General features: G+C 46.1%; 10 protein-coding genes. 3 read left to right on the top strand and 7 right to left on the bottom strand.

The features are described from left to right. Positions 1-10: 10 nt before the first annotated feature. Positions 11-964 (bottom strand): formimidoylglutamase, encoded by a 954-nt coding sequence (gene hutG, locus ABKW31_RS19305; protein ID WP_348618231.1) that lies wholly within the window; start codon positions 962-964, stop codon positions 11-13. Next, on the bottom strand, positions 961-2181 hold the full coding sequence (hutI, locus tag ABKW31_RS19300; RefSeq protein ID WP_348618230.1) for an imidazolonepropionase: 1221 nt from the start codon (positions 2179-2181) through the stop codon (positions 961-963). The genes hutG and hutI overlap by 4 nt, the downstream gene beginning before the upstream one ends. Positions 2182-2290: 109 nt before the next feature. On the opposite strand from hutI, the gene hutC reads away from it, so the two are divergent. From hutC to hutH, 3 genes are read left to right on the top strand one after another with little or no spacing between them, the layout of a single operon-like run. Beyond that, a complete protein-coding gene (gene hutC / locus ABKW31_RS19295; RefSeq protein WP_348618229.1) occupies positions 2291-3001 on the top strand; it encodes a histidine utilization repressor in 711 nt (236 codons plus the stop codon). An 8-nt stretch (positions 3002-3009) separates the two neighbouring features. Beyond that, positions 3010-4680: a urocanate hydratase gene (gene hutU / locus ABKW31_RS19290; protein WP_348618228.1), complete on the top strand. Its 1671-nt coding sequence runs from the start codon at positions 3010-3012 to the stop codon at positions 4678-4680. A gap of 4 nt (positions 4681-4684) precedes the next feature. Next, positions 4685-6208 carry a histidine ammonia-lyase gene (hutH, locus tag ABKW31_RS19285; RefSeq protein WP_348618226.1) on the top strand — a complete coding sequence of 508 codons (1524 nt, stop codon included), beginning with the start codon at positions 4685-4687 and terminating at the stop codon, positions 6206-6208. A gap of 58 nt (positions 6209-6266) precedes the next feature. Here hutH and ABKW31_RS19280 read toward each other — a convergent pair whose 3' ends face one another. The 5 genes from ABKW31_RS19280 to ABKW31_RS19260 are packed head-to-tail and all read right to left on the bottom strand — an operon-like array spanning position 6267 to position 12907. Beyond that, complete coding sequence (locus ABKW31_RS19280) at positions 6267-7241, bottom strand: L-threonylcarbamoyladenylate synthase (protein ID WP_348618224.1); 975 nt, start codon at positions 7239-7241, stop codon at positions 6267-6269. Further along, positions 7242-8078, bottom strand: a complete 837-nt coding sequence (locus ABKW31_RS19275; RefSeq protein WP_348618223.1) for a DUF6671 family protein — start codon at positions 8076-8078, stop codon at positions 7242-7244. Continuing rightward, positions 8078-9001, bottom strand: coding sequence for a sulfate adenylyltransferase subunit CysD (gene cysD / locus ABKW31_RS19270; protein WP_348618222.1), 924 nt, complete (start codon positions 8999-9001; stop codon positions 8078-8080). The genes ABKW31_RS19275 and cysD overlap by 1 nt, the downstream gene beginning before the upstream one ends. Further along, positions 8994-11387, bottom strand: a complete 2394-nt coding sequence (locus tag ABKW31_RS19265) for a DUF2309 domain-containing protein (protein ID WP_348618221.1) — start codon at positions 11385-11387, stop codon at positions 8994-8996. Before ABKW31_RS19265 ends, cysD begins: the two co-directional genes overlap by 8 nt. Further along, positions 11384-12907, bottom strand: coding sequence for an NADH-quinone oxidoreductase subunit L (locus ABKW31_RS19260; protein WP_348618220.1), 1524 nt, complete (start codon positions 12905-12907; stop codon positions 11384-11386). The genes ABKW31_RS19265 and ABKW31_RS19260 overlap by 4 nt, the downstream gene beginning before the upstream one ends. Positions 12908-12979 lie beyond the last annotated feature (72 nt).

Below are 12979 nucleotides of genomic sequence, written 5' to 3'. Positions count from 1 at the left end.
CTGAGATAGATTAGCAATATTTTGCTTGGACTAATTCAAAGGCCAACCTTGCTGCTAATTTTGCCGTTTGATTACTATTGTCGTAGGTAGGGTTCATTTCAGCTATATCAGCTAAGCGCCAATTATAAGCAAATTCTGTTTGTGCCTTGCTTAACCAATGCAGTAGATTAATGACAAACAGTGGCGAGATACCTAAGGCGCTAGGGGCACTCACCCCGGGTGAAATACCTGCAGGGAAAGCGTCCAAACAAATGGTCACATATAACTCATCTATATCTTGTAACATGGGCGTTAAAAGGGATTTAGCAGTTTGTTCATCACAATCCACATCACTTAAATATCTGGTGTTTGTTGCCTTCGCCATATCAAACAATGCGGGTGTATTGGCCGCAGTAGATACGCCTAAACAGGCATAATGAAAGGGCTGACCTTGTTGTTTACAGTGTTGGGCAATTTGCCAAAAAGGAGTGCCTGAACTTGTTTTGGGTGCGGGTTTGCGTAAATCGAAGTGAGCATCAAAATTAATAATACCGATTTTTTTAGCCGTAGTGTGGTTATCAAGATGTTGGCGCAGACCCAGATAACTTGCCCACGCAATTTCATGACCGCCGCCTAGTCCCACAACAAAACTAGATTCGTCTAATGTTTCATTTAATAAATCGGCAAATTCTTGCTGAGCGGAGCCGAGCTTATCTTGGGCAATAATATCCCCTTTATCCAGTAAAGCGCTTGGCGCATGCCAGGCCATATTTGCCAAAGCAGAACGGATAGCAGTTGGCCCTAAGGCAGCGCCTTCTCTGCCTTTATTGGCTTTGACTCCTAAATCACATGCGAAACCGATAAGTGAGCAACGAGTGGCAAACACACTGTCGTTATTGACTACCTGATGCCAACGGAATCCTCTTTCTGCATCTTCGGTGTCAATGCGTCCTTGCCAATTAAAATAGTGTTTTGCTTTTATCATAATGTACTCAAACGACCTTTGTACCATTTCTTAAGCGGACGATGTTGATTGATTCCGTAGACTAATTCAACAGGATGATTGATATTCCACAAACAAAGATCCGCATCGAAGCCCACTGCAATTTTACCTTTGCACTCTGCCAAACCCAGTGCTCTGGCGGCATGAATGGTGGTGCCTCGAATGGCTTCTTCCGGCGTTAATTTGAATAATACACAGGCCATATTCATGGCGGTCAAAATCGAACTTAGTGGCGAGCTACCCGGATTCAAATCGGTTGCTACCGCCATCGGAACACCATGCTGACGCAATGCCGCAATAGGCGGTAATTGGCTTTCATTTAAAAAGTAAAATGCGCCGGGTAACATTACCGCTACCGTGCCTGACTGTTTTAAACAAGCCACATCCTCTGCTGCCATATATTCGATATGATCGACTGACAAGGCATTAAACTGTGCTGCTAATTTTGCCCCTTTTTGGTCTGACAGTTGTTCAACATGAGCCTTAACTCTCAAACCATGCAGGGCTGCAGCATTAAACACCTTGGTGCACTGCTCCAGTGAAAACCCGATGCTTTCACAAAATACATCCACTGCGTCAGCCAGTCCTAGTCTGGCGATTTCCGGCATTACGGTTTCACACACATATTGAATATAGTCATCAGCGCGCTGTGCGTATTCCACGGGCACGGCATGAGCACCAAGATAAGTGGTCATAATGTCCACATCGAGGTGTTGTTCAAGTTGTTTAGCCACCTGTAACATTCTGATTTCTGTGTCGAAATCCAGACCATAACCCGATTTAACTTCAATGGTGGTTACGCCTTCTGCAGCTAAACGTCTAGCGCGACTTAGGGCACTTTGTAATAATTCTTGCGTACTCGCGGCTCTGGTGGCGCTTACCGTGCTGCGTATACCGCCGCCTTGTTTGGCAATGTCAGCATAACTTTGGCCGAGTAAGCGTTGTTCAAATTCTGTTGCCCGATCGCCGCCATAAACCAAATGAGTATGACAATCGATAAAACCGGGTAACAGACATTGACCTTGTCCATCTATAACATCATAGCCTTCAGGCAGGGTGTCATTCTCGCCAAAAATGCCGACAATCTTGCTGCCACTAATAGCAACACTGGCGTTTTCTATCAGTCCATAGGGCTTGCCGTTATCTTGCATAGAAGCAAGCCTTACGTTGCGTATCAAAATATCGTTTTGCTGAGCCATGGTTTTGTTTCATTTTTACTAGCGTGCAGTTACTTTACTTGTACATACTTGTATATACAAGCTAGTTGGTATAAATTCGTTGGCCATCGCGCTAAACAGAATGAACAATATGCAGCCACGTTTTCAACATATTAAGTCAGTATTACTGGATAAAATTAGCCATGGTGAAATGCAGTCAGGCGATCGCGTGCCTTCTGAAAATCAACTAGCCGAGCAATATAAAGTCAGTAGGATGACGGCTCGTCGGGCCCTCACTGAGTTGGTCGATGAAGGCATATTGGCTCGCTCTCAAGGTTTAGGAACATTTGTAGCCGATCACCGCCCCATGAGCTCAATGTTAGAAATTCGCAGTATTCAAGACGAGATTAAACAACGTGGACACAGATACAGTAATCTGCAGTTCATTAAACAAACTATTTTGGCCACGGAGCAACAAAGTGCCTGGCTAGGTGTCGAGCATAAGAGCGAAATCTTTCATACCCAAATTGTGCATCTAGAAAATGATTTGCCGGTGCAAGTTGAAGACCGACTAGTTAATCCAGCATGGGCACCTGACTATTTACAGCAAAACTTTGCACTCACATCGGCCAATAAATACCTTAATAATGTCGCACCTCTGACTCAAGCAGATCATATTGTTGAAGCCATCCTGCCCAATGCGCAAATGGCTGAGTTATTGAAAATCGACCTTAATCAGCCCTGTCTCAAAGTCTGTCGTCGCACCTATTCCGCCAAAGGCATAGTCAGTTATGCCTTACTTTATCATCCAGGCAATCGTTACCGCTTAGGTAGCCACCTCGAATTTAACCCTACAAATTAGGAGTCGTTATGAACCGACACGATCCAAAACGCATAATTCGCGCCGCGCGCGGCACACAGCTCACTGCAAAAAGTTGGCAAACAGAAGCGGCTATGCGCATGTTAATGAATAACCTAGATGCTGAAGTTGCCGAACATCCGCAAGATCTTGTGGTGTACGGGGGCATTGGCCGTGCTGCGCGAAACTGGGCTTGTTATGACAAAATTGTTGAGGTGCTTACCCGTCTCAATGACGATGAAACCCTGTTAGTGCAAAGTGGTAAACCGGTAGGTGTTTTTCCTACTCATGCAAATGCCCCGCGTGTTTTGATTGCCAACTCGAATCTGGTGCCTCATTGGGCTAACTGGGAACACTTTAACGAGTTAGATAAACAAGGTTTGATGATGTACGGGCAGATGACCGCAGGTTCTTGGATCTATATCGGCTCGCAGGGCATAGTACAGGGCACTTACGAGACATTTGTGAGCATTGCCAACACGCATTTTGAGGGTGAAGCCAAAGGTAAGTGGGTACTTACTGGTGGTTTGGGTGGCATGGGTGGAGCGCAGCCTTTGGCCGCAACCATGGCAGGTTTTTCAATGCTGGCGGTTGAAGTAGATGAAAGTCGTATTGATTTTCGTCTCAAATCTGGCTATCTCGACAAAAAAGCAACCTCTTTAGAGCAAGCACTGGCCTTAATTAATCAAGCTAAGATGACAGGCGAAGCGGTTTCCGTGGGCCTGCTAGGTAATGCAGCAGATATTTTTAGTCAAATACTTGAGCTGCAAATCGTACCTGATGTGGTGACCGATCAAACCAGCGCCCATGATCCTTTGAACGGTTATTTACCCCAAGGCTGGACTATGCAACAAGCCGCTGAGTTGCGCCTAACAGATGAAAAATCAGTCGTTAATGCGGCTAAACAGTCTATGGCGGTACAGGTAAAAGCCATGTTAGGTCTACAACAACTTGGTGCTGCTACAGTAGATTATGGTAACAATATTCGTCAAATGGCTTTAGAGACAGGGGTGACTAATGCCTTTGATTTTCCTGGTTTTGTGCCTGCTTATATTCGTCCTTTATTCTGTCAAGGTATCGGGCCATTTCGCTGGGCGGCTCTCTCTGGCGACCCACAAGATATCTATAAGACCGATGCCAAGGTCAAAGAGCTCATCCCAGACAATAAACATTTACACAACTGGTTAGATATGGCTAAGGAGCGTATTCAATTCCAAGGTTTGCCCGCGCGTATTTGTTGGGTCGGTTTGGGTGAAAGGCAAAAACTCGGTTTAGCTTTTAATGAAATGGTCAGAAGCGGCGAGTTATCTGCGCCTATTGTTATTGGTCGTGACCATCTAGATTCAGGCTCAGTGGCCTCACCTAATCGTGAAACAGAAAGCATGTTAGATGGCTCGGATGCAGTGTCAGATTGGCCACTATTGAATGCCCTGCTCAACACGGCGAGTGGCGCGACATGGGTCAGTTTGCATCATGGTGGTGGCGTTGGCATGGGTTTTAGTCAGCATTCTGGCATGGTCATTGTGTGCGACGGAACTGATGATGCCGCAGCGCGTATTGCCCGAGTCCTGCATAACGACCCCGCGACTGGAGTGATGCGCCACGCAGATGCAGGTTACGATATTGCCAAGGATTGTGCACGTCAGCACCATCTCGATTTACCCATGTTAGAGGCGGAATAAGATAATGAATAAGTTGATACTACAACCCGGTCAGTTAGATTTGAACATACTCCGTCAGGTTTACCGCAAGCACATTCCCCTCGAACTATCTAAAGATGCCGAACCTGGCATCAATGCGGCTGAACAAGTGGTGCTAGACGTCATAAAACAAGGTCGCACTGTTTACGGAATTAACACCGGCTTTGGCCTATTGGCTAATACCCGTATTAATGTTGATGAACTGGAGTTATTGCAGCGCAGCATTGTATTATCTCATGCTGCGGGTACCGGTGATTTTATGTCTGAAGGCACAGTACGTTTGCTTATGCTGCTTAAAATTAATTCTTTATCGCGCGGCTACTCAGGTATTCGTCTAGAGGTTATTAATGCGCTAATTGCCTTATACAACGCACAAATTTATCCCGCTATTCCAGAAAAAGGCTCGGTAGGCGCATCGGGTGACTTAGCTCCCTTAGCGCACATGAGTGTGGTTTTGCTGGGTGAAGGTGAAGTATTTCATCAAGGGCAACGTTTATCAGCCCAGCAAGGCTTAGCCATAGCTGGATTAAGCACTATCACTTTGGCGCCCAAAGAAGGACTGGCCTTATTAAACGGCACCCAAGCGTCAACCGCTTTTGCCTTACAAGGTTTGTTTTATGCCGAAACCGCATTGCATAGTGCCATCGCTATTGGTGCATTAAGTGTGGATGCCGCTCAGGGTTCTCGGGTACCTTTCGACGACAGAATTCAGCAAGCCAGAGGGCACAAAAGCCAAATTGACATTGCCAGTGCTTACCGAGGACTGTTAGATGTTTCACAAATTGGCTCTTCTCATGTGGGCTGTGAAAAGGTCCAAGACCCCTACTCTTTGCGTTGTCAGCCACAAGTGATGGGTGCCTGTTTGCAGCAAATCCGTTTTGCTACTGAAACCTTGGTGACTGAAGCTAATGGTGTATCAGACAACCCCTTGGTGTTTGCTGATAGTGGCGACATTCTCTCTGGTGGTAACTTTCATGCCGAAGCGGTAGCTATGACAGCCGATATGCTGGCAATTGCCTTGTGTGAAATTGGCGCTTTATCTGAACGGCGCATGGCTTTATTGATTGATCCCAGTTTAAGCAAATTACCACCATTTTTAGTCAATAATGGTGGGGTCAATTCGGGTTTTATGATCGCCCAAGTGACCAGTGCGGCTTTAGCCAGCGAAAATAAAACCTATGCCCACCCAGCTTCGATTGATTCATTGCCCACATCAGCTAATCAGGAAGACCATGTTTCCATGGCCACCTTTGCCGCGCGTCGCTTACGTGATATTTATGACAATGTGGCAGGCATATTAGCGATTGAATGGTTAGCTGCCGCTCAAGGGGTGGACTTCAGAGCGCCCTTACTGACCAGTGAAAAGCTCGAAAAAATTAAAGCTTTATTGCGTGAAAAGGTTAGCTTTTACGATAAAGACCGTTATTTTGCACCTGATATTGAAGCGGCTAAACGTATGATTAAAAACGATCAATTAGCCGACTTAACTCAGCTAAATTTATTAAATTAACTTGCTTTTGCGCTGGCTAAATTTGATTGCTTAATACAATCATCTTTAAGCAGCGCTTTTATCTGAAACAAGCTCGACTTAAGCGGTCTATTACCTCATGCCAGTCTGCTGGTGGCTGTTCAATCCATATTTCTGTGCAGTGTAAACGATCTGCTTGTGCCAGTGCTTGATAAAGTTGACTGGTATATTGTTGCCGTTGATTGGCCATTTTGATGGCTTGCATGGGTTGATTAATCGCCAGCTCACTAAAATGTAATACCACTACTGAGCTTATTTTTTGCTCAGTTTTCGATAATTTTTCCATAAGCTCATTGCTGGTAAATAGGCTTGCCTTAGTCTCTGGTTGATAGTGGGCTGGCATGTTGCCAGCTACTGCGATGTTATGCTGGCTAGGCAATAAAACATCTTGACCAATAATCTCAGCAAGATGCTGAGGATAAAATGGCCCCGCACGTAAAATTTGCACGGGTTGGCGGGTTAAATCAATAATCGTTGATTCTAAGCCTAATTGGCAATCGCCGCCGTCGAGCACGGCATCAATGCGTCCGTTTAGACCATCCATGACTTGTTGGGCACAGGTTGGGCTAATCTTTTTATGCAAGTTAGCCGAAGGCGCAACCACAGGGCCACTAATACTTAATAATTGGCGGACCCGAGCATTGTCAGGCATGCGCACCGCAATGGTATCGCGGCCGCCGGTAATCAAAGAGCTAACCCCAGGGGCCTTGGCAAAGATCATAGTCAAGGGGCCGGGCCAGCATTGTTGGGCCAATTGTTCTGCGACAGGCGGTATGTCGGCCACCCAAGCAGAAAGTTGTTCGATTTGACCGATGTGCACTATTAAAGGGTGATCACTAGGACGTTTTTTAGCAGCAAACACCGCTTTAATAGCGCTTTCGTTATGTGCACTGGCGGCAAGCCCATAAACTGTTTCGGTAGGAATGGCCACTAACTTGCCAGCCTTTAGTAGCGCGGCTGCATGCTCGAGGTCAGACTCAAGTTCGAGAGATAATAATATGGTTTCTATGGTCATTTAAGGATTACAGTATGGGCAGTTAACTGGGTCAGCAAAGGTTGCGTCGACAACAAAAGACTGTTGATGGTGGCAACCGTGGCAAATTGCAATACGCTTGGCAATTGAATTTGTGGGAAATTGGCAGACCTGACAAGGTAAACCGTCAACCAATTGGTCGGGCCAAAAGCCAGGCTGTTGACATGCCGGGCAACAACATTGCCAGCGAGCCACCAGATTCTCTGTTGCTTGACCAATTCGAATAAGACGCTCTGGGCAATGCATGGCGCGTAAGTCAAACTCAACTACGACCTCTTCATTGTAACGAATTTGGCATTGATGAAATGTCTTTATTATATTGTCTTTACCCAAGATGCCTTTAAATAAGCAGTCTGCTGGGCGTGATTGTGGATAGAGTATCAATGCTTGGTTGTTGGGGATTTCATCAATAAAGACGATAAGCTCTTCTACAGTTGCTACTTGGCTGTGTTGATGAAAAGAGGGACCATGGGCAATACCAGTGACCTGCCAGTTGTTATCTAAGTCAAGCAAGGTCACTAATTCTTGATTCCAAGGTAACAAGGCGCCATAAGGGCCGGCATTAAAAGAACCTTCGCTGCCCAAGCCCATGGACAAGCCGGTTAATTCACAGGCCAAGTGGGCCTTGCGTGCAGCGCAATCTGATGGGCTTAATGTTCTGCTTGTTTCGCCACTGAAAGTACCAAGTTGGTCGGTATCAAATGCATCAGTGCTGACGACTTGCCAGTTAAGCGCCTTGAATAACACCGGCGCAATAACGCCTCCTTTTGCGTGGCGCGTGAGCAGAGCAACAGGCTTGGGTTTAGGTAACAATAGCATCAAAAATAGCCTTCACGCTTTTTTTGCTCCATCGAGCCGGGTTGGTCTTGGTCGAGCAAACGGCCTTGTCGTTCACTGGTCTTACACGTCAGCATTTCTTGAATTATGTCGGTAACCGTAGTTGCCTGGCTCAATACTGCACCTGTTTGCGGATAACAACCTAAGGTCCTAAAACGGATATTGCGAGTGGCAATACTGTTTTTTTCCTGCTCATTTAAAAACGGCAGTAAACGCTCGTCATCAAGGGCTAAAATTGCCTGACTGTGATTGTCTATCCAACTGAGTCGTGGTTTGGCAAAATACAGCGGAACTATTTTGATATTTTCCAAGTGGATATACAGCCAAATATCCAGTTCAGTCCAATTAGATAGAGGGAAAACCCGCACTGATTCTTGGTGACTCAGTTGGGTGTTATAAAGTTGCCATAATTCAGGACGCTGTTGTTTAGGATCCCAGCCTTGAAACGCATCACGCACTGAAAAAATCCGTTCTTTGGCTCTAGATTTTTCTTCGTCTCGTCTGGCTCCGCCTAAAGCAGCATCGAACCCATACTGGGCCATGGCTTGTTTTAAGGCCTTGGTTTTCATGTGGTCGTTGTACGCAATAGAGCCTGAACTTATTGGATGAATACCTAAGTCTAAGGCTTCTTGATTGATGTGCACTCGCATATCTAGTTCTTGTTCTTTGGCCAGTTTATCGCGAAAACGCCCCATTTCAGCAAATTCCCATGTGGTATCCACATGCAAAAGGGGAAAGGGTACCTTGCCTGGGTAAAAGGCTTTGCGTGCCAAATGTAACAACACGGTTGAATCTTTACCGATAGAATAAAACAAACAGGGATTATCGAAGCAGGCAGCCACTTCACGGATAATATGAATACTTTCGGCTTCTAATTGACGTAAATGACTAATACGCTCATGCATGGTGCCACACTCCTTGAAATAAACGCTGTATCTGGCCATTTTCTGGTTGCCAAGCATACAGATACAACCATTGGTTATCGACCAACTGACGCACCGATTCGTGGCGCTCAACGAGGGTTTGAATAATATCTTGTGGTGCATCGATAACCACGCTTAAACGCAGCGGTTCGTGCATCCATTGTTGACCATTATGCAGTGACTGCATGGGCAAACCGACTCTTAAGTCACCGCCATTTCCCTCAAACACACCAAGGTGGCCGGCCACTACGTTATGCAAGGTTTTATCGCCACAGCCATAGACATTATTGTCAGTGACTGAGGCATAGTATTGAAAGTTGATCCAGTGCGTGACGATCATAGGTGCAGTCAAAATCAACTCTAAAGTGCGATAGCCTTTGTCACTTTGCCAGTCATAGTCGTGTAAAAAACTGCGCCCCTGCAAATTGCAGCCACGGGTGTGCTGGCGTTTGGCCACGATAAAACTGGCGTTGTTGGCTAAGCCCCATTCTGGCCGTAGTTCAGCCCAGTCACGACTGCGTTGTAATAGTGTAGTTGTGGACGGTTCAGCCTCAGTGGTCAAGCGGCTAGCTCGCTCATTACGGGTTTGTACCGATGCTTGTTGTAACCATTGCTGTTGCTCGTGTGACAAGGCATCACCATTAGCCACCAAGGCGATGTCATCTGTTGTAGTGTTATGCAAGGCGGCAACAAATTGGGTAAGCTCAGGGATAGTTAAGCCTTGCTGCGCTAAGCCTAAGCGCACCTCAGGGTCATTGAGCAAAGCTGCCAGCACCCGCACATTGACCTCACCGGTTTGGCCGCAACAAGCGCCGCAGTCTAGCGCGGCTTGCATATGGTTATTGCAACTTTGACTTCCGTGGCCAACGAGCAATACGACCGGGGCTAACTTTTTGGTCAGTCCCATGGCAGTTAAAACACCATGGGCTAAAGTGACTTTATCTCCTGTAGTTAATAGTTGACCTTCTTTGTATAATTGCCATTGGGCGCTATTGAGACTGTCATTGACTGGATGGCTTGGCGCGCCAGCAAACCAAGTGTTTTTGATCATTTTCAGACCGTAAAACCATCCACTGGCTTCCACTGCATTGAACATGGAAACAGACGACGACGAAAAGGTATCCCAAGATTGACCAAAGTTACGGGAAAAGCCTCTAGTCGGTGTATTTTGTCTTACTTCTATGCTGGAACTGAGTAAACCCGGCAGTTGCGGCCGTTGATAGCCCTTGTTGATGGGCGAAAAAGATAAGGGCAAACCAAAAAAACCAGCAAATCCAAGGGTTTCGATATGTGAATGCTGTGCTTCTAGTGACCGTCGGTAAACCTCTGAGCGTACATCAATACAAAAAGCCGCTTGCATCACAGGAGTCGCAATCGTCTGCGACTCTTTATTGCTGCGCTGACGCAGAGTTGCAAACAAACTTTGCTGATAAGCAATTTCTGCTGCTCGTTGCCACAGCCAATCCAGTTCTTGTTGGCTTTTGACGTGAGTGATAAGTAAAGGTAGAACCACAAATTGTTGATGCCAACGGTGAATTAAAGCCCGGTGTTCATCGGCTTCTTGCTGAGTAATATAACGGTACAATACCCATTCCCACGCCATTCTGATGGCCAGTAACTGCCACAGTTGATCCTGCTCAAGTTCAATATCGGTTTTAAGCCATTGCTGATGCGCAGCCCATGACGCCCAACCGTTTATATCTAGTAACATCGCGTGGGCAAACTCTGATTGGTAACCCGCGGCAATATCGAGTTCAGTTAAGGTCATGGCTAATATCTGCTGGGGGTCGCGCGGTAAACTAGCAAATATTTTGCTGAGTTTTGGCGCAGCCATCACGATGCCGATGCCCTTATCGTGGATCACATGATCCCACCAATATTGATAAAGAGTCTGTTGTTGGGTTTCACCCTGCTCCATTTGTAAGGCATAACTGGCAACGGTTTGTGATATTTGATGAATGATTTCATCATGCCAACTGATTTGGCGCTGCGGATTGCGCTGTAAATCAAGTAAGCGGCTAAATGCCATAAAGTCATGCTGACTGTCCGCAGTGCTTAAATGCGCTACCACATCACTAAGCTCAACGCTTAGCTCAGATTCAGCGATTGCTTGGCTTAAATGCGCTGAGCTTATTTGCCGTTGCCAGCGACTTAAAAAATATGACTTTGGCATGGTGCACTTGGCTCCAGCCAAAACCTTGAGTTTAGCGCTAACCTCGGTCAAAGGCTGATCATGCATTCGCCACCAAGGGTTAACGGCAATCCAATTATCTAAGGGCCAACTGGGTGCTATTTTTTGACAAGCCACCTGCAGGCGTTGTATTTGCTGTTCACTTAGGCTCTTCGCTGCACTGGCTACATGGCTCATTTAAACATCTCCTGTTGATTACTTTTTATGCTAACAACTTGGTTTTTGGGTAACTCAGTGGGCCATACGGCCAACGTGAGTCGAGTTGACCATTCATCTAAATAAAATCCTGCATACAACCAGCGGTATAGACCATGACCAATAGGATGGTTTGCTGTGAGTTTTAATAACCAGTAGAGACTACCTAACAAGACGAATAGCATCGATACCCACACTAACTGCCACAGCGACAAGCTAAACTCAGGTAAGGCAATTAGGTGAGATAAACCTAATTGTTGGGCGCCATAGACCGCCACAAAAAGCATTGAACCGAGGGGGATGCTGACGTACCAATATTGACGGCTAAGGAGTTGATTAAATAGCAAGGAGAACATCACAATATACAGCGCAGCCATAGCCGGATGGATGGGCAAAATGCTGTGCCACAGCCCTACCATCAATGTTGCTAGCAAAAGGCTAACTGCAACCCTTTGAAAGCTAACTGGGCTGGGTCCACTCATTTGATCTTGTAGGTATTTATTCACTTCTGAGCTAGCTGCTAAAAAGGCGTAAGCTTTGTAAAGGGAGTGAGCCAACAAATGCAATACCGCTAACTCATAATACCCTAGCGCGCATTCAATCAGCATAAAGCCCATTTGGGCACTGGTTGACCAAGCCAAACGCACTTTGACACTAATACGGGTATGCACCACCAACGCGGCAATCACCACACTGAGTCCAGCCCAAATGAGTAAGGTCCAAATAGCCACTTGCGACAAACTGATGAGGGGGGCGAATAAAATGATCAAAAATCCCCCCAAATTAACGATGCCGGCGTGCAGCAAGGCTGAAACCGGGGTAGGCGACTCAACTACCTGAATCAACCAACCATGAATAGGCAGTTGCGCGCATTTAATCATGGCGGTAATCACTAACAATAAGCTAGCCAAAATCAATGAGACAGGCAGACCTTGCAGCTGAGCGATGTTGCTTGTCCAGTCGCTTATCCAAGGACTTTGCCAATGTGTATACAGCAGTAAAAAGGCGATAAACAAACTGAGTTCGGCGCAACGGGCAAAAATGAATTTTTTATGGGCGGCAAGAGCGGCGCGCGGTCGGTCTGGGAAGATCATAAGTAAACGATGAAAACATAAACTAATGGCGACCCAAGCCGCAAAAAACAGTGCCATATGGTTACTCGTCAGTACTCCCCACACACTTAATAGGCTTAAGGCAAACCAACGTTGGTAATAGCTTACTCGTGATTGACCGGCAAGATAGCTGCGGGCATAACGAGTTAATATTAAAGCGAGAAACGCAACCAGTGGCATTAATAGGTCAGTTAAGATTGAAGGGTTAAACCACAGGGCAGGAAGGTCATCGCTGAAGAATTTAATTACGCCGTAAGTGAGTGATAATATTAACGCCAGGCTGTAACACCAAGTCATGTTGCGCCACTGTCGTGCTACTTCGCTTTTTACCGATGCTAGGGCAAAACAGCAACCGACTGAAAGTATGAGTACGGAGAGGAGAATTTGCATAACCATTGAATTCCACATTTATAAGTGGCAGTAGTATGCAAATTCAATTTCATTCAGTAAAATAGATAAATA

It is taken from the genome of Paraglaciecola sp. 25GB23A, assembly GCF_040012495.1.
In the GTDB taxonomy this organism is placed as follows: domain Bacteria; phylum Pseudomonadota; class Gammaproteobacteria; order Enterobacterales; family Alteromonadaceae; genus Paraglaciecola.
The sequence above is the reverse complement of the archived record's forward strand: the minus strand, read 5'-3'. Positions and strand labels throughout refer to the sequence as shown.